General features: G+C 45.3%; 19 protein-coding genes. 9 read left to right on the top strand and 10 right to left on the bottom strand.

Going from position 1 to position 21372, the window contains the following annotated elements; all coding sequences use genetic code 11:
* Nucleotides 1-4: 4 nt before the first annotated feature.
* The 5 genes from fadA (at nt 5) to L5L97_RS20660 (ending at nt 6928) form a co-directional block, all read left to right on the top strand.
* Nucleotides 5-1168 carry an acetyl-CoA C-acyltransferase FadA gene (gene fadA, locus L5L97_RS20680; protein ID WP_014609502.1) on the top strand — a complete coding sequence of 388 codons (1164 nt, stop codon included), beginning with the start codon at nt 5-7 and terminating at the stop codon, nt 1166-1168.
* Between the two features lie 244 nt (nt 1169-1412).
* Nucleotides 1413-2579, top strand: coding sequence for a diguanylate cyclase domain-containing protein (locus tag L5L97_RS20675; protein WP_105250818.1), 1167 nt, complete (start codon nt 1413-1415; stop codon nt 2577-2579).
* Between the two features lie 175 nt (nt 2580-2754).
* The gene (tusA, locus tag L5L97_RS20670) at nt 2755-3000 is read left to right on the top strand and encodes a sulfurtransferase TusA (RefSeq protein WP_105250817.1); all 246 of its coding nucleotides are present in this window, start codon (nt 2755-2757) and stop codon (nt 2998-3000) included.
* A gap of 48 nt (nt 3001-3048) precedes the next feature.
* A complete protein-coding gene (locus tag L5L97_RS20665) occupies nt 3049-3495 on the top strand; it encodes an MOSC domain-containing protein (protein ID WP_113941403.1) in 447 nt (148 codons plus the stop codon).
* Between the two features lie 244 nt (nt 3496-3739).
* Nucleotides 3740-6928 carry an amidohydrolase family protein gene (locus tag L5L97_RS20660; RefSeq protein ID WP_263183809.1) on the top strand — a complete coding sequence of 1063 codons (3189 nt, stop codon included), beginning with the start codon at nt 3740-3742 and terminating at the stop codon, nt 6926-6928.
* 171 nt (nt 6929-7099) lie between these two features.
* Here the strand turns inward: L5L97_RS20660 and L5L97_RS20655 are convergent, their stop codons facing one another.
* The gene (locus L5L97_RS20655) at nt 7100-7690 is read right to left on the bottom strand and encodes a DNA-3-methyladenine glycosylase I (RefSeq protein WP_263183806.1); all 591 of its coding nucleotides are present in this window, start codon (nt 7688-7690) and stop codon (nt 7100-7102) included.
* A gap of 117 nt (nt 7691-7807) precedes the next feature.
* Between L5L97_RS20655 and glyQ the strand changes: the two genes are divergently transcribed.
* Nucleotides 7808-8713 (top strand): glycine--tRNA ligase subunit alpha, encoded by a 906-nt coding sequence (gene glyQ, locus L5L97_RS20650; RefSeq protein ID WP_219235734.1) that lies wholly within the window; start codon nt 7808-7810, stop codon nt 8711-8713.
* A 10-nt stretch (nt 8714-8723) separates the two neighbouring features.
* A complete protein-coding gene (gene glyS / locus L5L97_RS20645; RefSeq protein WP_263183805.1) occupies nt 8724-10793 on the top strand; it encodes a glycine--tRNA ligase subunit beta in 2070 nt (689 codons plus the stop codon).
* 101 nt (nt 10794-10894) lie between these two features.
* Here the strand turns inward: glyS and L5L97_RS20640 are convergent, their stop codons facing one another.
* Nucleotides 10895-11935, bottom strand: a complete 1041-nt coding sequence (locus L5L97_RS20640) for an HDOD domain-containing protein (protein ID WP_263183803.1) — start codon at nt 11933-11935, stop codon at nt 10895-10897.
* Nucleotides 11936-12268: 333 nt separating this feature from the next.
* Here L5L97_RS20640 and L5L97_RS20635 point away from each other — a divergent pair, with 333 nt between their 5' ends.
* Nucleotides 12269-13189 carry a biotin-dependent carboxyltransferase family protein gene (locus L5L97_RS20635; protein WP_263148669.1) on the top strand — a complete coding sequence of 307 codons (921 nt, stop codon included), beginning with the start codon at nt 12269-12271 and terminating at the stop codon, nt 13187-13189.
* A gap of 93 nt (nt 13190-13282) precedes the next feature.
* Here the strand turns inward: L5L97_RS20635 and L5L97_RS20630 are convergent, their stop codons facing one another.
* Genes L5L97_RS20630 through L5L97_RS20615 form a run of 4 tightly spaced genes read right to left on the bottom strand, consistent with a single transcriptional unit; the run spans nt 13283 to nt 15528 of the window.
* Nucleotides 13283-13618 (bottom strand): c-type cytochrome, encoded by a 336-nt coding sequence (locus L5L97_RS20630; RefSeq protein WP_263164815.1) that lies wholly within the window; start codon nt 13616-13618, stop codon nt 13283-13285.
* Nucleotides 13615-13998: a cytochrome C gene (locus L5L97_RS20625; RefSeq protein ID WP_263148671.1), complete on the bottom strand. Its 384-nt coding sequence runs from the start codon at nt 13996-13998 to the stop codon at nt 13615-13617. Before L5L97_RS20625 ends, L5L97_RS20630 begins: the two co-directional genes overlap by 4 nt.
* Nucleotides 13998-15224 carry a sulfite oxidase gene (locus L5L97_RS20620; protein ID WP_263183800.1) on the bottom strand — a complete coding sequence of 409 codons (1227 nt, stop codon included), beginning with the start codon at nt 15222-15224 and terminating at the stop codon, nt 13998-14000. Before L5L97_RS20620 ends, L5L97_RS20625 begins: the two co-directional genes overlap by 1 nt.
* 1 nt (nt 15225) lies before the next feature.
* Nucleotides 15226-15528 carry a c-type cytochrome gene (locus L5L97_RS20615; RefSeq protein ID WP_006083821.1) on the bottom strand — a complete coding sequence of 101 codons (303 nt, stop codon included), beginning with the start codon at nt 15526-15528 and terminating at the stop codon, nt 15226-15228.
* Between the two features lie 240 nt (nt 15529-15768).
* Between L5L97_RS20615 and L5L97_RS20610 the strand changes: the two genes are divergently transcribed.
* Nucleotides 15769-16431, top strand: coding sequence for a glutathione S-transferase family protein (locus tag L5L97_RS20610; protein WP_263183797.1), 663 nt, complete (start codon nt 15769-15771; stop codon nt 16429-16431).
* Between the two features lie 110 nt (nt 16432-16541).
* Here the strand turns inward: L5L97_RS20610 and gyrB are convergent, their stop codons facing one another.
* From gyrB to dnaN, 4 genes are read right to left on the bottom strand one after another with little or no spacing between them, the layout of a single operon-like run.
* Nucleotides 16542-18959, bottom strand: coding sequence for a DNA topoisomerase (ATP-hydrolyzing) subunit B (gene gyrB / locus L5L97_RS20605; protein ID WP_113941413.1), 2418 nt, complete (start codon nt 18957-18959; stop codon nt 16542-16544).
* Nucleotides 18960-18975: 16 nt separating this feature from the next.
* A complete protein-coding gene (recF, locus tag L5L97_RS20600) occupies nt 18976-20058 on the bottom strand; it encodes a DNA replication/repair protein RecF (RefSeq protein WP_131524517.1) in 1083 nt (360 codons plus the stop codon).
* Nucleotides 20055-20285, bottom strand: coding sequence for a hypothetical protein (locus tag L5L97_RS20595; RefSeq protein ID WP_219255773.1), 231 nt, complete (start codon nt 20283-20285; stop codon nt 20055-20057). Before L5L97_RS20595 ends, recF begins: the two co-directional genes overlap by 4 nt.
* Nucleotides 20260-21360 (bottom strand): DNA polymerase III subunit beta, encoded by a 1101-nt coding sequence (gene dnaN, locus L5L97_RS20590; protein WP_105250803.1) that lies wholly within the window; start codon nt 21358-21360, stop codon nt 20260-20262. Before dnaN ends, L5L97_RS20595 begins: the two co-directional genes overlap by 26 nt.
* Nucleotides 21361-21372 lie beyond the last annotated feature (12 nt).

Below are 21372 nucleotides of genomic sequence, written 5' to 3'. Positions count from 1 at the left end.
AATCATGAAACAAGCTGTTATCGTAGACTGCATCCGTACTCCGATGGGCCGCTCAAAGGCTGGCGTATTTCGTAATGTACGTGCAGAAACTCTGTCTGCCGAATTGATGAAAGGTCTGTTACTGCGTAATCCGCAACTCGACCCAAACCTAATTGAAGACGTGATTTGGGGTTGTGTGCAACAAACCCTAGAGCAAGGCTTCAACATTGCCCGTAATGCTTCACTATTAGCCGGCATTCCAAAGACCGCTGGCGCTGTGACGGTTAACCGCCTATGTGGTTCGTCAATGGATGCTATCCATCAAGCTGCGCGGGCGATTATGACAGGCATGGGCGACACCTTTATTATTGGTGGCGTAGAACACATGGGCCACGTGCCGATGAGCCATGGTGTCGACTTCCACCCAGGTCTTGCTAATAACGTGGCAAAAGCCTCTGGCATGATGGGGTTAACTGCTGAAATGCTGGGTAAACTGCACGGTATTACCCGTGAACAGCAAGATGCTTTTGCAGTACGTTCTCATCAACGTGCTTATGCTGCGACGATTGAAGGCCGTTTTGCCAAGGAAATCTATGGCATTGAAGGTCACGATGCTAACGGTGCCTTAATTAAAGTACTGCAAGACGAAGTGATCCGCCCAGAAACGACTATGGAATCTCTAGCAGCACTGCGTCCGGTATTTGATCCAGTCAACGGTACTGTCACTGCGGGTACTTCTTCTGCACTGTCTGATGGCGCTTCAGCCATGTTAATCATGGAAGAATCTAAAGCGCGCGCACTTGGCTTGCCGATTCGTGCACGTATTCGCTCTATGGCGGTTGCGGGTTGTGATGCGGCTATCATGGGTTACGGCCCAGTGCCAGCCACGCAAAAAGCGCTGGCTCGTGCCGGTATCACAGTTGCCGATTTAGATGTGATTGAACTGAACGAAGCGTTTGCAGCTCAGTCTTTACCTTGTGTAAAAGATTTAGGCTTAGCGGATGTGGTTGACGACAAAATCAACCTCAACGGCGGTGCGATTGCATTAGGTCACCCACTGGGTTGTTCAGGTGCACGTATCTCTACGACGCTGATCAACTTGATGGAAGACAAAGACGCGACCTTAGGTTTAGCGACCATGTGTATTGGTTTAGGCCAAGGTATCGCCACTGTGTTCGAACGCGTTTAATTCGTTAATCGAATAATTATCAAAGCCGGAACTTGTTCCGGTTTTTTTTATGCCAAATCTTCTGCCATCGTAAATATTAATATTTCTCATTTCTTCTGCTGTTCATTTGAAAATCAGTCCGTTATCGACTTAACTACAAGGGCATTACTGGCTATTGTGGACGACAACAGGCAAGCAATCATCAGCCAAATCTAGGCAGTGTAGTGCAAGGATGCAATTCGTTGTTTTACCAGAGGAATGCCTGATGCTACAAACGGAACAGACCCTTTTCGAACAAATGCGGATCACTGAGTTGGAGATCGAGTCTCGTAAGGCGCTCTTCTCTTTTACTGGGGGGGATGTAAAGGCCCTACAATCCTTTAAGCCTATCATCGAAGAAAACATCGATAAAATCGTCGATGACTTTTACGGCTTACAAACCAGTGTGTCAGAAATTGCGCTCTTGATTGGAGACTCAGACACCCTTGCCCGCCTGCGTACCGCACAGAGAAGATATGTGCTTGATTTATTTAATGGTGTTTATGATCTTGAGTACGTAAACAATCGCCTACGGATTGGTTTAGTCCATAAACGCATTGGTGTTGAGCCCAAACTTTACCTGTCTGCGGTACACACACTCAAGGAGTTGATCTATGCAGTGATCAACGGCTCAGTACAAGATGTACGTCAAGCCGAACGTATTCGAGCCGCAATTGATAAACTCGTGCTGTTTGATGTCACACTAGTATTCGATACTTATATTCGCAGTTTAGTCTCCGAGATTGAGAACGCTAAAGATAAGGCCGAGAAATATGCCCAAAGCATGGAAAGCAAAGTCAAAGAGCGGACCCAGCAGTTAGAAGAACTCTCGCAAACCGATCCCTTAACAGGTTTGCTCAACGTAAGGCACTTACAAGAAACCGCAACTCGCATACTCAGAGCAGCCCAAAGACGCGCCGAGCCAGTATGTGTCATCTACTTAGATGTAGATGATTTTAAATTATTTAATGACACTCAAGGCCATAGATCAGGTGATGAAGTACTTTGTGCTGTCGCAAAAGCGATTAAAGAAACCACTCGTGCTGAAGATCATTGTTTTCGATATGGTGGAGATGAGTTCTGTATCATCATGCCTAATTGTCGTGAGGAACAAGCTCGCGAGAATTTCATCACTCGGTTTAATCAAAAAATAAAACTCAGTCTAAACAATATTTCCTTAAGCTTTGGCATTACAGATACTGGCCCCTATGAATATGAAGAAGCCAATAGCTTAATTCATAAAGCCGATCAAAAAATGTATAGCTACAAACGGGCGTCCAAATTGCAGCAACAAACTATGGCAGCTGCAAATGATTTAGCACCAGAGAATAGTACAGCTGTCATCCATCCAATCTCTCAATCTCAAAGCGCTGCTGATAAAGCCGTTGAGTAATGTTAATTACTATCAGCCATAAGTTTGTTCCACGTGGAACATTTTATCTCTAGCTTTGGTAACGACAAAAAGCACACCAATCAAACCACATCACAAATTGAGACCACCAACTTGGTTTATCATGGGGGCTGGAGTAACATTAGCTAATTCTGCTTAACCGTTCAGTAGAGGTAATATGAACGACGCTTTCTCAACCGCACAGCATAGGCTCGATGCACTTGGCTTACGTTGCCCAGAACCTGTAATGATGGTGCGTAAAACGGTAAGACAAATGGCTGCTGGCGAGACACTGCTGATCATTGCCGATGACCCTGCAACGACACGCGATATTCCAAGCTTCTGTGAGTTTATGGATCACACCCTTATCGCCAGCGAAACGGCTCAGACGCCATACCAATATTTGATCAAAAAAGGACTTTAAGTCGTATCGTTTTAGCGACTTAATCATTAAAAAAGGATGTGAGGAACTATGCCAAAACTGCTGGCAATTGCCTATAAAACTGTAAAGCGCGGCCCAATGAATGAGGTTCTCTGTGCCAATGTCACCCAGTTAAATGGTGTAGAGAAAGATGTATTTGGTCGTCCTGGCAAACGCCAAGTCACTGTGCTTTCCAAACTACAATGGCAACAAGCCTGTCGTGCTATCGAGGCAGAATTGCCTTGGACGACTCGCAGAGCAAATCTGCTCGTTGATGGTCTGGTATTTAGCAGCGCAGATGTTGGTAAACATTTACAGATTGGTGAGTTACTACTTGAAATTACAGGTGAGACCGATCCCTGTAAAAAAATGGAAATTGCACATGTCGGTTTAGAAGCCGCACTCACCCCAGATTGGCGAGGAGGTGTTACATGCAGGGTATTAAATGATGCCATGATCCACCTAGGTGATGAGATAGCAATTTTCTTTCCTCGCTAATCCAATCAGCCTATCTCAGCTAGTTATCCCTATTCCTCTATAAATAGAACCAAATAACTTGGTTCTATTTCTGTTGTCCCAATCCTAATATAAATATCAGCTTTCTAGCTCGAACATCAATTGAAACAGTATTTACGTTTTCCTTCCTATCTATTTATGCGATAACCACACCAAGTATTAACAAAACTTTATCTTGTGATTAATACCGCTCATGTAGCCCATAAGAACGATAACAGGAAGTGACATGTTGAACTCTAAACTTACCCCGCTTTATATTGCCCTCACTCTTGGGATGAATACCCTAGCAGTTAACGCCACAGAAACGAAAGAATCGACTTGGAATGTTAACGCTCCAGCGAATGCTCCCTTAGTGCAAGTCAAAGTTGATGTTAATGAAGGCACTTGGATGAACTTAAGTGTCAGTCCAGATGGTAAGCATATCGTCTTCGACTTACTCGGTGACATCTACCAAATTCCAGTAACAGGCGGTGAAGCTAAGCCATTAGCCCAAGGCATAGCTTGGCAGATGCAGCCCGTCTATAGCCCTGATGGCAAGCACATTGCTTTTACGTCCGATGGCGATGGTGGTGATAACATTTGGATTATGGATGCTGATGGTAAAAACCCAGGAACAGTTACCCAAGAAACCTTCAGACTGCTAAACAGTCCAGCTTGGAGCCCAGACTCCCAGTATCTGGTTGCCCGTAAGCACTTTACCGCCAGTCGTAGTTTGGGTGCGGGCGAAATGTGGCTATACCACGTTGCGGGTGGTGAAGGCGTCAAATTGACCGAACGCCCGAATGATGAGAAAGATTTAGGTGAACCCGCGTATTCTCCCGATGGTCGCTATATCTACTTTAGTCAGGATGACACGCCGGGTAAAACATTCCATTACTCAAAGGATTCGGTCAACGGTATCTACAAAATAAAACGCTACGATACTCAGACTGGTGAGATTGAAGTATTAATCGAAGGCACGGGTGGAGCGATTCGGCCAACGCCGAGCCCAGACGGCACTAAGCTCGCCTATATTAAGCGCGATGATTTCCAGTCATCACTCTACCTACTCGACCTTAAGTCAGGCGAGACGACTAAGCTGTTTGGCGAACTTGACCGTGATATGCAAGAGACTTGGGCCATTCATGGCGTCTACCCAACAATGGCATGGACTCAAGATAACAAGGATATTTTCTTCTGGGCCAAAGGAAAGATTAACCGCCTGAATGTTGCCAATAAAATGCTCACCGACATTCCTTTTAGTGTAAAAACCGAGTTAGCCGTACAGCCCTCAGTGCGCTTTAAGCAAGATATCGATAAAGACGTTTTCGATGTAAAAATGCTACGTATGGCGCAAGTCTCACCGGATGGCAACAAAGTCGTATTCGAAGCACTGGGTAAGATTTGGTTAAAATCCTTACCCGACGGCAGAATGTCACGCTTAACTGAGTTCGATAACAATATCGCGGAGCTTTATCCACAGTGGTCCCGCGATGGCAAAAATATTGTTTTCACCACTTGGAATGACCAAGACCAAGGCACAGTACAAGTGATTAGCGCTAAAGGGGGCAAACCTAAGCAGCTAACATCTGAGCCAGGAAAGTACGTAGAACCCACCTTTTCACCCGATGGTGAACTTGTTGTGTATCGTAAAACTCAAGGTGGTAATCTCACTCCGAGAACTTGGTCGCAGGAACCTGGACTTTATAAAGTCGATATCAAAGGTAAACAAAATAACAAGATCAGTGCAGATGGCTATCAAGCTCAATTCGGTGCCAATGCCGATCGCGTCTTTTTTATGAATAGCAGCGAAGATGAAACGCCACAGTTATCATCGATCAATTTAGACGGCTTCGATAAGCGGGTTCATTACAGCAGCAAACATGCGACTGAGTTTAGGGTTTCTCCCGATGGTGAGCAACTCGCCTTTGCTGAACGCTTTAAGGTTTGGGTAACGCCTTTTGCGAAACACGGCGAGACAGTTGAGATTGGTCCCAATGCCAACAATCTACCTGTAAGCCAATTGAGTACCCGTGCGGGCGAAAGTATCAGTTGGAACAGTAAAAGCGACCAACTATATTGGACTCTTGGCCCCGAGTTGTACCAAGCCAAGGTTGACACTCAATATCGCGACAAAGATGAAAAGGCACAACCAAGCATTATCGATTTAGGCTTTACCGAAAAGGCCGATGTTCCACGTGGAACAATCGCGTTTGTCGGTGGTAAAGTGATTACCATGGAAAATGACCAGGTAATTGATAATGGTGTGGTCATAGTTCAAGACAATCATATTGTCGCCGTAGGCGATGCCAATGTTACGATTCCCAAGGATGCGCAGATCATCGACATCAAAGGCAAATCCATTATGCCAGGACTATTCGATGCCCACGCCCATGGACCGCAAGCAGATGATGAAATCGTGCCACAACAGAACTGGGCGCTATATTCTGGCCTTTCCTTGGGTGTGACCACGATTCACGATCCATCGAATGACACCACAGAAATCTTTGCCGCATCTGAGCAACAAAAAGCAGGCAATATTGTTGGCCCACGAATATTCTCCACCGGCACCATACTTTATGGTGCCAATGCGCCTGGCTACACATCGCACATAGACTCACTAGATGATGCCAAGTTTCATCTTGAACGCCTGAAAAAAGTCGGGGCGTTTAGCGTAAAAAGCTATAACCAACCGCGCCGCAATCAGAGGCAGCAAGTTATCGCAGCCGCACGTGAACTCGAAATGATGGTTGTCCCTGAAGGTGGTAGCTTGCTGCAACATAATTTAAGCATGGTCGCCGATGGACATACTACGATTGAGCACTCTCTCCCCGTTGGTTCAATCTATAATGATATCAAACAGTTTTGGAGCCAAACTAAAGTCGGTTACACCCCAACCTTAGTGGTCGCCTATGGCGGTATTTCAGGCGAAAACTACTGGTATGATAAAACCGATGTGTGGGTCCATCCACGCCTATCCATGTATGTGCCAGCCGATATTTTACAAGCAAGATCAATGCGACGCCCCCATGCTCCAGATGGCCACTACAATCATTTCAATGTTGCAAAAGTCGCTAACGAGCTAAATAGGTTAGGGGTTCACCCAAATATTGGCGCCCACGGTCAGCGTGAAGGTTTAGCGGCACATTGGGAAATGTGGATGTTTGCCCAAGGCGGCATGAGCAATATGGAAGTGTTGAAAACGGCCACCATTAATCCAGCGACGACCTTTGGCATGGAACAGCAACTCGGTTCTATCAAAGAAGGTAAGCTCGCAGACTTGATCGTTATTGATGGTGATCCATTAGCCGACATTCGCGTTACCGACAAAGTCACTCATACTATGGTCAATGGTAAGTTATTTGATGCAGAGACTATGAATGAACTTAATGGGGATAAAGAACAGCGTAAGCCGTTTTTCTTTGAGAAACTCTAAGGGCTACTTTCAAGTCTGAGGAGAATAGCTTTCCTGTTGAGACCGTTTAAGTTTTACAAGATAAGTTTCAGCGAAGCTCAAAAAGCATGTTCCACGTGGAACATGCTTTTTTATATTTGGATACTCTACAAGAGTTTTCTTTAATATCAGTCAGCTCAACGATTAATGATTCTAGTGGCTATGCTCAGCACAAGAATCGACACAGGCCTGATAGGAAATACACTCGACAAGGTGATCGTTCACCATACCCACCGCCTGCATAAAGGCATAACAAATGGTTGGGCCGACAAAATTAAATCCAAGCTTCTTTAACGCTTTTGACATGGCTTCAGATTCTGGCGTTTGTGCCGGAACTTGCGACATTGCCCTAATCTGATTAACTATGGGTTTACCGCCCACAAAACTCCATAAAAAAGCAGAGAAATCCTTCCCATCGGCAGTATAGGCTAAATAACCTTTGGCATTCTTGATGATAGAGTTCACCTTCAAGCGATTGCGCACTATACCGGGATTCAACATGAGCTCCTCTACTTTCGCCTCATCGAAAGTCGCAATAATCTCAGGTTCAAAATTAGCAAAGGCCTGTTCATAGTTTTGTTGCTTCTTCAGGATAGTTATCCAAGATAATCCGGCCTGTTGACCATCTAAACACAACTTAGCAAACAGCTCCTTTGGATCATAAACAGGTCGCCCCCACACTTTGTCGTGATACTCACGATACAAGGGATCATCACTTACCCAGCCACAGCGGATCTCTTCCATGGTATATAACCTTATTGTTTTAATTAAGAAGGTAAAAAATAACCTACATAAGCAGATATCTACAAGGTATAATCGAACCCATTTTCTATTCAGGCTGACGGCAGTAGACAAGTAGACATGACGACAAAACACGACGTAAAAACATTTCAGGGTTTCATTCTCACCCTGCAGGAATATTGGGCACAGCAAGGCTGTGCAATTGTTCAACCTTTAGATATGGAAGTCGGCGCTGGTACATTCCACCCACAAACTTTCCTACGTTCTTTAGGGCCTGAACCTATGAGCAGTGCCTATGTGCAGCCATCGCGCCGCCCTACAGATGGTCGTTACGGTGAAAACCCTAACCGCCTGCAGCACTACTACCAGTTCCAAGTCGTGTTAAAACCTTCGCCTGACAATATTCAGGAGCTGTATTTAGGCTCACTGCAAGCACTGGGTATTGATACTCAAATCCACGATATCCGCTTTGTGGAAGATAACTGGGAATCACCAACACTAGGTGCTTGGGGCTTAGGCTGGGAAGTTTGGCTTAATGGTATGGAAGTGACTCAGTTTACTTACTTCCAACAGGTCGGCGGCATCGAATGCAGCCCAGTCACAGGTGAAATCACCTATGGCCTAGAGCGTCTGGCCATGTATATCCAAGGCGTTGATAGCGTTTATGATCTCGTATGGACCGATGGTCCACTGGGCCGAATCACCTATGGTGATGTGTTCCATCAAAATGAAGTCGAGCAATCGACCTATAACTTCGAACACGCCGATGTGGACTTTATGTTCACCCTGTTCGATCAGTGTGAAAAAATGTGTCAGCATTTATTGTCGCTAGAAAAACCTTTACCTCTGCCCGCCTACGAGCAAGTGATGAAAGCCTCACACGCCTTCAACCTGCTCGATGCCCGCCATGCCATTTCAGTGACTGAACGTCAGCGTTACATCTTACGCGTTCGTACTATGGCGAAAGCGGTCGCTGAATCTTATTATCAGGCACGCGAAGCGCTTGGCTTCCCAATGTGTAAGTAGAGGTAAAAACATGAATTTTGAAAACTTACTCATAGAGTTAGGCACAGAAGAGTTACCCCCTAAGTCACTGCGTAAACTGGCTGAATCCTTTTTAGCTAACTTTACCGAAGAACTCAGCAAAGCCGATTTAGCATTTAGCTCAGCCGTTTGGTACGCAGCGCCACGTCGTCTGGCGATTAACGTCACTGAACTTGCCCTTGCACAAGCCGACAAAGTGGTTGAGAAACGTGGCCCCGCCGTGAGTTCAGCCTTTGATGCTGAAGGTAAGCCAACTAAAGCCGCCGAAGGTTGGGCACGTGGTAATGGTATTACTGTTGAGCAAGCGGAACGTTTAGTTACAGATAAAGGCGAATGGTTAGTCCATAACGCCAAAGTTGAAGGCGTCGAAACAAAAAGTTTGATCGCTGCTATGGCTCAACGTGCACTCGATAAATTGCCCATTCCTAAGCCAATGCGTTGGGGTAATAATAAAACCCAATTTATTCGTCCTGTGCACACCGCGACTATGTTGTTAGGCAGTGAGTTGATTGAAGGTGAATTGCTGGGTATCAAATCAGCACGCACTGTTCGCGGTCACCGCTTTATGGGACTCAAGCAGTTTGAATTAGCTCATGCTGATCACTACCTTGCCGACCTGAAAGAAAAAGGCAAAGTCATCGCCGATTACGAAAGCCGTAAAACATTAATCAAAGCCGATGCCGAAAAAGCTGCCGCTAAGATTGGTGGTACAGCCGATATCGAAGAAAGTCTACTTGAAGAAGTCGCCTCTTTGGTTGAATGGCCAGTGGTATTGACCGCCAGCTTCGAAGAAAAATTCCTAGCCGTACCGTCTGAAGCTTTGGTCTACACCATGAAGGGCGATCAAAAATACTTCCCAGTTTTTGATGACGCGGGCAAGTTACTGCCAAACTTTATCTTTGTGACCAACATAGAATCTAAAGATCCTGCGCAAATTATCTCTGGTAACGAGAAAGTCGTTCGTCCACGTCTTGCCGACGCCGAGTTCTTTTTTAATACCGATAAAAAACACACGCTGGAATCGCGTTTACCTAGCTTAGAAACCGTCCTGTTCCAACAGCAGCTGGGTACATTAAAAGACAAAGTAAACCGTATATCTGCCCTCGCCGCCTTTATTGCCGAGCAAACTGGCGCGAATGCGGTTGATGCAGCCCGTGCAGGTTTGTTATCTAAAACCGATTTGATGACCAATATGGTGATGGAATTTACCGATACTCAAGGCACTATGGGCATGCATTACGCCCGCCTCGATGGTGAAACCGAAGCCGTTGCAGTTGCAATGGAAGAGCAATACAAGCCTAAGTTTTCTGGTGACACTGTGCCAAGTGCAGGTGTATCTTGCGCAGTCGCATTAGCAGATAAACTCGATACTTTAGTCGGTATCTTTGGTATTGGCCAAGCTCCTAAAGGCGCAGCCGATCCCTTTGCCCTACGCCGCGCAGCAATTGGCGTGCTACGTATCATAGTAGAAAACAAGCTACCACTTGATTTAGTTGATCTTATCGCTAAAGCACAAGCATTGCATGGCACTAACTTAAGCAACGCCAATACAAGCGACGAAGTGTTAGAGTTCTTAATGGCTCGCTTCCGCGCTTGGTATCAAGATAAAGGCATTGGTGTTGATGTGATCTTAGCCGTGCTAGCACGTCGCCCAACACGCCCAGCTGATTTTGATAGCCGTATCAATGCGGTATCACACTTTAGAAGCCTAGAAGCTTCTAGCACACTTGCGGCAGCGAACAAACGTGTATCGAACATTCTGGCTAAGGTTGAAGGTGCTTTACCGACAACGATCAATGCGAGTCTGTTAACCGAAGCCGCAGAACAAGCATTAGCGGCCAAGTTGAACGAGCTACAACCACTGCTGGCACCTTTGTTTGCCAATGCCGATTACCAACAAGCCTTAACCTTGTTAGCTGGCCTACGTGAAAGCGTGGATCAGTTCTTCGAAGATGTGATGGTAATGGCAGATGATGAAGCGTTGAAAAACAATCGTTTAGCATTGTTGAATAATCTACGCGAGCAGTTCCTACACGTCGCGGATATATCACTACTGCAATAATGATACTAAAGCTTTTAAAATTATCGCTTTATAAAAAACGCGCTACATAGCGCGTTTTTTATTGTCCAGATTTCTTATACCAAATGTATTAAATTGCCCAATCAAAACTGCGTCAGTTTTTGATGTAAGCCATCAAATTGAGTTTGATCTAAGTTAACTTGCTGCAGTAAATTCGCCAGTATCTCAGGGGATAATTGCCCTGCTTGATGCAGCATAGAAATCTCGCTAATCACATTCGCCCGCCACACCACAGCGGCGAGCCCCGCTTGCGGGCGCGAGTTCACACTGGCAAGCTTGTCTAATTCTGTTTCAAAGGTATTGGGTAACTGCCAATGCTTAGCAAGCAATGAACTCAAGGTTAACGATTTCGTCGTCATCACTTGTCTAAATAATCCAGAATTAGGCTGTTCTCCCGGCTCTGCCTGTACAAATGCATCAAGGAGCATTTTAAAAATGGCTAACTTGCCGACATCGTGTAATAGGCCCAATAAAAAAGCCGTATCTTGATCTTCATCGCTTAACTCACTGGCAAGAAAAGCAACCTGCATCGAATGGCGCCAAATTTCAGCCCCAAAACGACGGAAATAGATTGGTTTGATATCCAACATTTCACGCACTAAACAAGTGGTGACAAATTTTCTCAACTGTTCGCGGCCAAGTTGTACCAAAGCCTGCTGTAAACTGGTGATATCCCTATCGCTACGTTTAAACGCGGGAGAATTACACAGCTTAAGCACCTCCACACTCAATAAAGGATCTCGCTCGATAAGCGCTAATAGATCCTTAATATCAAATTGTGGGTCGGCCAATTTACGATCTAACTCCAATACCTTTGACGGCAGCTTTAACACTTTTTCGGCGATGACTTGTGGCGATGCTAAGGCCTGCTCTATCTCCGCCATTACCCGACGTTCAAGATTATTCGCTACACCACCAGTGTCCTTTACCCGTGTCGGAAACAACAAACTATAAAAGAGTGCAGATAAATCGACAGATACCACGCTAATGTCTTCGAGAGGTTTAGCTGGCTTTCGCGCAGATTCAAGCGACTTACCTAAGTCCGTCGTTGAAAAACTTTTGGGTCTCTCAACGGTCGCCGTATCGCGAATATTAAAGAGTTTATTAAAAAGTGATTTAATCAAGAAGCATCAACCTGTCATTATAAATAATTGTTAAAAAGTCAGTTAAATATTGCCCATCATAAATCCATTTTGATCAGCTCAAGCCGTGTATTAAGACATTGTAGACAGGCTAATACTTAGCTTAAGTGTAACATATTCAATTCATTTCGGACTTCTTCTATCCCACCATTACTGCTTTTACAAAGACAATCTTGGTTACAAGTTGAAACCTCAAAAAACTTACATTTCAGCATCATTTAACTGACAATACGCCTACCATTCCTAAAGGGATACATATTTTGTCTCCCTTTAATTGATTAACAATCTACTCGCGAGCTAACAACGGAAAATTTGATGATCGAGGTAATAAAAGCGGGTGCACTAACCACAGTTCAAGATATCGGACGCATGGGATATCGACATTTAGGCGTAACCCAAGCTGGTGCCTTAGATAGACCTGCACTGTGTTTAGCAAACCGCCTACTCTCAAATCCAGACAATACACCCGTACTGGAATTGACCTTCGGACAATCGATTTTTTTGTTTAAACGCGATGCTTGGATTGCCTTAACGGGTGCCGATTTCGATGCCCGCATAGACAATAAACCCATAGTTTGCGGCTGGCGCTACTCCATTAAGGCAGGACAAAAACTCAGTCTTAGAGGGGGAAATAAAGGCATGCGTGCCTATGTTGCGGTTGACGGCGGCGTTAAAGTGCCGTTAGTGATGGATTCTGCTGCAACTGATTTAACCTCAGGTATCGGTGGATTTCATGGCCGCGCATTAGAAGCTGGCGATAACCTGACCTTAGGTTCCGCTCATCCACTAAGAAGGCAAGTTGGCGCAATTCAAAAAAGTTGGAATGGGCATATTCGCGCACTCGCAACAAAGCACACCCAAGCCTTCTCGTTGAAATCTCAGCAAATATTCTGGCAAACACAGTGGCAACTTTCGGCAGAAAGCAATCGTGCAAGTGCAATACTCAACGGGGAAATATTGACCTTAGCAAAACCATTCCCTGTTCAATCCCATACAGTCAAGCCAGGAGTCATTCAAGTGTCAGCTTCAGGGCAACCTTTAGTGTTACTTGCCGATGCTAAGACCACCAGCAATCACCCTCAAATAGCCGTGATTATTGAAGCCGATTTGTGGAAACTCGCGCAAACTCGCCCAGGGCAGACAGTTAAATTCGAATTGGTTGACGATGAACAAGCGGCAACGGCGCAAGCGGAATGGCATGACTACTTCTACCGACTACAACGTAGCCTAGGTTAACGAACCACTGCATAATCAAATCTACAAAATATCACCCCGTATTCCCTACTAAACCCTATATCGGTTTAATTCAAATAACACACTATGCTCGTGCTAATTCGCACTTAGGTTCGGTGTAACTTGCTGGCTATAAAACAGCGCCACATCTTGTAATTGCTCAGAGCTTAACGCGCTGACTTGTGATTGCATCAAAGGTTCGAGTCGTAAACCGGTTTTAAAATCGACGAGCTGTTTATTAAGATAAGCTAATTTTTGTCCCTTTAAGTTTGGGAATTGCTTGGCCATAGCGATCACCGCATTGCCATGGCATGACTCACACTGTGCTGTAGCCAATGCCTGACCTCGCTCTATATCTGCTTGATAAACCTCTCCATTAACCTCTGTGGATAAGCCACATAGCGCAATCAAACTTATGATAATCGCTTTCATTTTGGTTCCTTAGGGAAAGGGTTAACTAGCACAGGCTGCAGGTTCGGTTCTAAAGGTAGACGTCTGAAGATCGTCATATCCATTTCAGCCTGCCCATAATGAGTGCTTAGATAACTCAAGGTGGGCTCCCAAGTATCCGACAAGTCCCATAAACCCTGAGTGTCTATCATCCACTGCAAAGTCTCTTTCCAAAAGGCTTTATCGCCGTGGTTTTGCACGACTATCATACTGGTATGGCAGGCATTACATTGATAGTTCACTAACTCCCAGCCAGGAGCCATGATCAAACCCGATTTAGGGTCCACTGGATACTCAGCGGCTAGCGAAATACTGGATGCCACTAGCCCAAGCAATATCAGTTTATTGATATGCGACTTCATCACACCACCCTAACGGCAATACGGTGGCAGCCGTTAAACATATATCCCTTAGGATTCCATTGCGGTTGTACGACAGGCTGACTATCACCTTCACTATCGGTCGCTTTGGCCCAGATTTCATAATAACCCTGCGACGGTAATTGCAATTCAATCTTCCATTGCTGCCATGCTGTTATGTTTTTAGGTTTTTCTAATTCAGCGGCAAACCAACGGGTGCCATAATCGTAACTGACTTCCACCTTAACCACTTCCCGCAATCCCGCCCAAGCATGACCTGCGATAGTCATCTTTTGACCCACAGCTAATTCGGTTCCAGATTGGGGTTGAGTGATCAATGACTTCACTATCATTTCTTCAATGATTTTATAATCTTTATCATCAACAGACTCACCTGGCGCTATCGGATATTTAGGGAGTTGATACGCTGGTGCTTCCATTTTATGTCCATCATGAACTTTATTACGCACACTGATCCCCGTCGCCGCTTTTTGCGAAACGGAGCCCGGCCGTCCACCAAACACAATACGTAAGGGATATCCATGTAGATAAGGAATGTCCTCACCATTCATCGACCATGCAATAAGCCCAAGCTCTTCAAGCGCCGCCTTTATTGGTACGCCGCGTGAAATCGCCTCACCTTTGCCGCTCAAATGCCGATCAACACCGTGATGGCCTGTGTAAACAGCATCAGCTTTAATACCGCAATCCTTAAGCACATCACTCACTAAGACACCTGTCCACTCGGAGCAAAATACGCCGGCATTATTCCACTGATTACCCTTAGTACTAGGAAAAAAGCCAGAGCGACTATTACCGCCACATTCAATCAGCAACTGCAATGTGTAATGCTTAAAGCGACGCTTAAGTTCATCAATTGTGTAGGTTTTTGGGGTGATTACAGACTCACCATCCACTTGAAAAGTCCAAGTTTTAGCATCTAACGCCTTAAAGTCAGGCACTATGCCATTCCAACGGATAAACGAGGCATCTGCAGGCGTCACGGCAGGAGCGAGCTTATGCTCCGGCGGAAACGCATTCAGTGGATGAGTGTTTAACACTTTGAAATAACTCGGTAAGTCATCTGCCTTAGTCCAAGTTAATGCTGATATATCCAGAGGAGTGACGGCTGCGGGAAGCTGTTCGGCAAATACCCACTTAACGGGTAAAGCTGATAACACAGACGTCGCTACCGCACCTTTAATAAAAACCCGACGATTAAGATCCATGTTATTTATCCTTTCCGAGGTAAAAGTAATCCGCCATCAGCTGCATATCAGCCTCAGTCAAGAGTTGGGCGACTTTAGTCATAGTGGGATCTTGGCGATTCCCCGCCTTAAAGGCTCGCAGTTGCTTCAATAGGTATTCTGAGTTTTGCCATCCGATATTAGGAATATGCTCAAAACGACTCACACCGGACTCGCCATGACAGGCCTTACACATATTCAATAACTTATTTGCCTCATCGGCGTTTGCCACCGCCGATAGCATAAAAATCAGTGCACTTACGGGGTAAATCACTCGCTGCCACATCCATTTATCTCGCCAATTAGCCTTTATCTCGACAGAATCCATCGAGCAAAGTAATTAAGATATGGTTAAATTATCTCAATGCTGTGGGTCGTTTAAATTCAATAAAAGTGACTCGTAAGCTCAAGAGAAATGACGCGTATTAGCGGATGTAGAAAGGGTAAAATATTCATTAGTCATAGGTGAAATGAGTCCATATAGTAGCTTTGCAGAAACACTCGGCATTTCACTCAAGGACAAACAATGGATCTTTATATTGGCAATAAAAACTACTCTAGCTGGTCACTGCGGGCTTGGTTTATGGCCGCAAAATCTGGCGTACCGTTCAACGAAGTATTACTGCAACTCGATACCGACAGCTTCTATCAGCAACTCGAAGCCATTTCGCCGACGTTAAAAGTACCGACATTAGTCGATGGTGACATTAGGGTATGGGATTCACTATCAATTTGTGAATACCTCAACGACACCTATCTTGCAGGTAGCGCATGGCCGCAAGATCCTAAACAAAAAGCCAAGGCTAGATCGATTGCCAGTGAAATGCATTCAGGCTTTAATGCCGTGCGTAACGCTCTACCAATGAACATACGCGCGAGGCGCTATGTTGAGCTCACTGATGCGGTCCGCAAAGACATTGAGCGCATCGATGCGATTTGGTCTGCACAGATGGCCGAGTTTGCCCCATCACATGCGGAAGGTACTTGGTTATTTGGCCAATGGTCGATTGCCGACATGATGTTTGCCCCTGTGGTTATGCGTTTTCTTACCTACGATATTGAAGTCTCACAGGCAAGCCGTGCCTATATGCAGCATGTGATCAACTGTCCGGAAATGCAGGCGTGGATTAATGCGGCTAAAGTAGAGACAGAAATTGTTGCAGCGGATGAAGCGGGTATTGATCGATAAAGAGATAAATCATAGAGATAAAAAAGGGAAAGCCTTGGCTTTCCCTTAATCATTCAAGTACTAACGCGAGTCTTAACACGCATTACACGTCTAATATTATACATCTAGCATTAAACGTCTAAGTTAGCCACGTTCAATGCGTTCGCTTCGATGAATTCACGACGAGGTTCAACTTGATCACCCATCAAACAAGTGAACAACTGATCGGCACCCACGGCATCATCAATCGTGACTTGCAACATACGGCGTGATTCAGGATCCATTGTAGTTTCCCACAATTGCTCAGGGTTCATCTCACCCAATCCTTTATAACGTTGAATGTATAAGCCGCGTTTGGCTTCAGAAATCGTCCAATCTAGCGCTTCAAGGAAGCTGCCGACTTCTTTAACACGATCGCCGCGTTGTACATAGCCGCCTTCTTCAATCATGCCATCTAACGCCGCACCTAACTTACCGATACGTTGATAATCGCTTGATTGGAAGAAGTCATAAGTAAACAGATAGTTAGTATCGATACCGTGTTTACGAATGGTGATCTTAGGCAGATACACTTTACGCTCAGGATCGAGAATCGGCTCAGCAGAATACAGTACACCGCTGTTTTCCATTTCCACCAGCTCATGGATAAAGGCATCGATCCACTCTTTCATCTTGCCTTCATCGGCCAACATCTCGTTGGTGATCATTGGATGGTAAAGCATACGGTTAGTAATGTGCGTTGGATAGCGCTGCTCTAAACGAGCAACAATGGCTTCCACTTCACGATACTGAGTCACTAAACGCTCTAACGGCTCACCTGACATACCAATCGCACCTTGCGTTGGATACACAACAGTGCCATCCAATGCTTGAGTCGTGAGGTATTGAGTCAATGCTGGCTCATCTTTCAAATACTGTTCTTGCTTGCCCTTTTTCACTTTAAATAAAGGCGGTTGAGCAATATACACATAACCACGTTCAATCAATTCAGGCATTTGACGGAAGAAGAAGGTCAACAGCAAAGTACGAATGTGCGAGCCGTCGACGTCAGCATCCGTCATGATGATGATGTTGTGATAACGGGTTTTATCTGGGTTATATTCGTCGCGACCAATACCACAGCCAAGTGCCGTGATCAGTGTGGCCACTTCTTGAGAAGACAACATCTTATCGAAGCGGGCCTTCTCAACGTTTAGAATTTTACCTTTCAGTGGCAAGATCGCTTGGTTCTTACGGTTACGTCCCTGCTTAGCGCTACCACCAGCAGAGTCACCTTCCACTATGTAAATTTCTGAAAGACCAGGATCTTTTTCTTGGCAATCGGCCAGCTTACCTGGCAAACCACCTAAATCGAGTGCGCCTTTACGACGGGTCATTTCACGAGCTTTACGCGCCGCTTCACGGGCACGGGCAGCATCGACAATCTTACCGACGATCAACTTCGCATCAGCTGGGTTTTCCAGCAGATAATCGTTCAGCTTCTCACCCATGGTTTGTTCAACCGCGGTTTTCACTTCACTAGAAACCAGTTTGTCTTTGGTTTGCGAGCTGAACTTAGGATCTGGCACTTTAACAGAGATAACGGCAGTCAAGCCTTCGCGGGCATCGTCGCCAGTCGCGCTGGTTTTGCCTTTCTTGTTATAGCCTTCGTTTTCCATGTAGCTGTTGAGGTTACGTGTCAACGCACTACGGAAACCGACTAAGTGAGTACCACCATCACGCTGTGGGATGTTGTTGGTAAAACAGAAAATATTTTCCTGATAACCGTCATTCCACTGCATAGCCACTTCAACGGTAATGCCATCTTCACGCTCTTGCATAAAGTGGAATACGTCTTTGTTGACGGGTGTTTTATTACGGTTCAGGTAATCGACGAATGCGCTAATACCGCCTTCGTATTTGAAAAATTCATTTTTATTGTCGCGTTCATCAACCAGACGAATACCCACGCCTGAGTTAAGGAAAGACAGTTCACGCACACGCTTTGCCAGAATTTCAAAGTGAAACTCAACATCGCTGAAGGTATCTTCACTTGGCCAAAAACGGATTTCAGTACCGGTTTTGGTTGCATCACCAATCTCTTTGATCGGCGCATCAGGCACACCGTGAGTATAAAACTGCTCGTATACTTTGCCTGCACGACGAATGGTCATTTGCAGCTTTTTAGATAAAGCGTTTACAACCGATACACCCACGCCGTGGAGACCGCCAGACACTTTATAGGAGTTATCGTCGAACTTACCGCCGGCATGCAATACCGTCATAATAACTTCTGCCGCCGATACGCCTTCTTCCTCATGGATAGAGACCGGAATACCACGGCCGTCATCCTTAACAGAAACCGAACCATCTACATGGATAGTAATCGTAATATCGCTACAGTGGCCGGCTAAGGCTTCATCGATAGAGTTATCGACTACTTCGAACACCATATGATGTAGACCCGTACCGTCGTCGGTGTCACCAATATACATCCCAGGTCTCTTACGTACTGCATCAAGGCCCTTAAGGACCTTAATACTCGAAGAATCGTAACTATTCTCTGACATATTATTCTCTCAATGGTTATTCAATTACCGTTACACGTCCCTGTTCCACATGAAACATCCTACTGGGAGGCGTGTGTAACGAATCGACTATTGCAGCAGGATCAATGGCGGTCACAAAAACTTGTGCTTCGGTATCCGTTAACTGCTTAAGCAATAGCTGCCTATGCTGTGCATCCAACTCGGACGGAAGATCGTCCACAAGATAAATACTGTTTTTATCTATTTGTTGTTTGAGCAACTTTCCCTGTGCAATACGCAGTGCACAGACTAATAATTTCAATTGACCACGGGACAGGGCATCCTGCGCTGGCAAAGTGCCTACACGAAGTCTAAGGTCAGCTTTATGGGGACCGCTGACGGTATGACCTGTGGCCAAATCTCTGGAATATTGGTTTTCGAGTAGTTCTGCAAAATCCGTTTTACTATCCCAGCCGCGCGTAAATGAAACCTTCACATCTACACTCGGTAAAAACTCCCCGATTATACCCTTAAGTAGCTCATTTAACGAGTCTACATAATGGTTTCGTATTTCGGTGACCTGCTCGGCATAGCGCACAAACTCTTGGTCCCAAAATTGAATATGACTGTAAGCCGAACCGTTTCTAAGTAATTGATTTCTTTGTTTAAGAACGCGGCGAACATTCGTCCAAGCGCCATAAAACTGTGGGTCAGCATGAAATGCGCCCCAATCGATAAATTGTCGACGGGATTTTGGGCCTTCAAACAGTAAAGAAAAGCTTTCAGGTGTGATCACTTGAATAGGTAAAGCTTCGGCTAAGGTCGACAGACGTTTAACTTTTTCGCCGTCGATTTTCACTTCCGTCTCACCATTGCGAAATCGGCGTAAACCAATTTTACTGTCACCGCGCGCTAAATTTAAAGTCGCAAATAGCGTTAATTTATCGTCATCGTGATTAATCACTCGTTGGGATAAATGGCTGCGAAAAGAGCGCCCCATACCGAGGAAATAAATGGCCTCTAAAATACTGGTTTTTCCGCTGCCATTTTGACCATAAATCACGTTAATCCCAGGTGCGGGGATTAACTGTGCGGACTGAATGTTGCGAAACGCTTCGATATTGAGACGGGTCAGGCTCATGCATTACTCATTAAGCCGCGTAAACGGCGTAGGCAAGGATTCATAGCACTTAACGAGCAACTCAATCGCTGCCACAGGCTAAGACTATCGGTAAATGAGTGAAGGAATGGCCAATGCTGTGCATTAAACACTGTGCCGCCGTTAAGCGGCATAGACATCGAAGACAGAGGTACAGACACGGGTAACGTAAAAATCGATGGTTTATAAGCGCATCGGCATAACCACATACATGGAATCTTCTTCCAAATGGTTTTCGATTAGGGCGCTGGAGTTACCATCAATGAGCGTGATACGCACATCATCGGACTTAAGGTTGTTGAGCACGTCCAGTAAATAACTGACGTTAAAACCAATTTCTAAGGCCTGATTGTTGTATTCCACATCAATGATTTCTTCCGCTTCTTCCTGTTCAGGATTATTAGCGGTGATCTTGAGCAGACCATTTTCGAGTTGAATACGCACACCACGGAATTTTTCATTGGATAAAATAGAAGCCCGCGTCAGCGCTTGCTTCAAGTGATTACGACTCGCAATCACAATTTTATCACCGCCCTTTGGCAATACACGGCGATAATCAGGGAAGCGACCATCGACTAATTTACTGGTAAATACTGTGTTAGCCGTGGTGGCACGAATAGCATTATCACCAATAGCAATGGTGATATCGAGATCGTCAGACTCCAATAAGCGCGCCATTTCAATTACGCCTTTACGGGGCACAATGACTTGTTTTTCCGGTAATTGTGCTTCAATCGTACGATGACTTAAGGCTAAACGATGGCCGTCGGTCGCTATCGCACGCAACACATTACCTTCAGTTTCAAACAATAATCCGTTGAGGTAATAGCGTACATCTTGGTTAGCCATTGAAAACTGCGTCGAGTCGATAATTGACTTCAACACGCCCTGCTTCAAGCTAAATTCAATCTCAGCTTGGAAGGCTTCAACGTTGGGGTATTCTTCTGCGGGCAACGTCGCTAAGGAAAAACGGCTACGGCCTGAACGCAACAACCATTTATTATCTTGTTGTTCGACTTTCAGTTCGCTTTGTTCTGGCAAAGACTTAACAATATCGAGCAGTTTCTTCGCCGGAACCGTAGTACGACCTTCTTCGATATCACCGTGAACCACAGCTTGGCCCACGAGTTCGACTTCTAAATCTGTACCAGTCAGCTTAAGTGAGTGACCACTTACTTCTACAAGGAGGTTAGACAAAATGGGCAAGTTATGGCGTCTTTCTACCGCACCACACACCAATTGCAACGGCTTTAATAGGGCATCCCTATCAATTGAGAATTTCATCGTGTCCAAATT

This window comes from Shewanella sp. SM71 (assembly GCF_025653905.1).
Classification (GTDB): Bacteria; Pseudomonadota; Gammaproteobacteria; order Enterobacterales; family Shewanellaceae; genus Shewanella; species Shewanella oncorhynchi.
Note: the sequence above shows the minus strand (reverse complement) of the source record. Positions and strands in the feature narration are given on the sequence as shown.

Excerpts from the sequence above, each read along its gene's own strand:
- L5L97_RS20635 (WP_263148669.1), top strand. The coding sequence starts at position 12,269 with ATGATCGAGGTAATAAAAGCGGGTGCACTAACCACAGTTCAAGATATC.
- L5L97_RS20630 (WP_263164815.1), bottom strand. The coding sequence starts at position 13,618 with ATGAAAGCGATTATCATAAGTTTGATTGCGCTATGTGGCTTATCCACA.
- L5L97_RS20665 (WP_113941403.1), top strand. The coding sequence starts at position 3,049 with ATGCCAAAACTGCTGGCAATTGCCTATAAAACTGTAAAGCGCGGCCCA.
- L5L97_RS20620 (WP_263183800.1), bottom strand. The coding sequence starts at position 15,224 with ATGGATCTTAATCGTCGGGTTTTTATTAAAGGTGCGGTAGCGACGTCT.
- dnaN (WP_105250803.1), bottom strand. The coding sequence starts at position 21,360 with ATGAAATTCTCAATTGATAGGGATGCCCTATTAAAGCCGTTGCAATTG.
- gyrB (WP_113941413.1), bottom strand. The coding sequence starts at position 18,959 with ATGTCAGAGAATAGTTACGATTCTTCGAGTATTAAGGTCCTTAAGGGC.
- L5L97_RS20615 (WP_006083821.1), bottom strand. The coding sequence starts at position 15,528 with ATGTGGCAGCGAGTGATTTACCCCGTAAGTGCACTGATTTTTATGCTA.
- L5L97_RS20660 (WP_263183809.1), top strand. The coding sequence starts at position 3,740 with ATGTTGAACTCTAAACTTACCCCGCTTTATATTGCCCTCACTCTTGGG.
- L5L97_RS20625 (WP_263148671.1), bottom strand. The coding sequence starts at position 13,998 with ATGAAGTCGCATATCAATAAACTGATATTGCTTGGGCTAGTGGCATCC.
- L5L97_RS20675 (WP_105250818.1), top strand. The coding sequence starts at position 1,413 with ATGCTACAAACGGAACAGACCCTTTTCGAACAAATGCGGATCACTGAG.
- L5L97_RS20655 (WP_263183806.1), bottom strand. The coding sequence starts at position 7,690 with ATGGAAGAGATCCGCTGTGGCTGGGTAAGTGATGATCCCTTGTATCGT.
- glyQ (WP_219235734.1), top strand. The coding sequence starts at position 7,808 with ATGACGACAAAACACGACGTAAAAACATTTCAGGGTTTCATTCTCACC.
- fadA (WP_014609502.1), top strand. The coding sequence starts at position 5 with ATGAAACAAGCTGTTATCGTAGACTGCATCCGTACTCCGATGGGCCGC.
- recF (WP_131524517.1), bottom strand. The coding sequence starts at position 20,058 with ATGAGCCTGACCCGTCTCAATATCGAAGCGTTTCGCAACATTCAGTCC.
- glyS (WP_263183805.1), top strand. The coding sequence starts at position 8,724 with ATGAATTTTGAAAACTTACTCATAGAGTTAGGCACAGAAGAGTTACCC.
- L5L97_RS20595 (WP_219255773.1), bottom strand. The coding sequence starts at position 20,285 with ATGTGGTTATGCCGATGCGCTTATAAACCATCGATTTTTACGTTACCC.
- L5L97_RS20610 (WP_263183797.1), top strand. The coding sequence starts at position 15,769 with ATGGATCTTTATATTGGCAATAAAAACTACTCTAGCTGGTCACTGCGG.
- tusA (WP_105250817.1), top strand. The coding sequence starts at position 2,755 with ATGAACGACGCTTTCTCAACCGCACAGCATAGGCTCGATGCACTTGGC.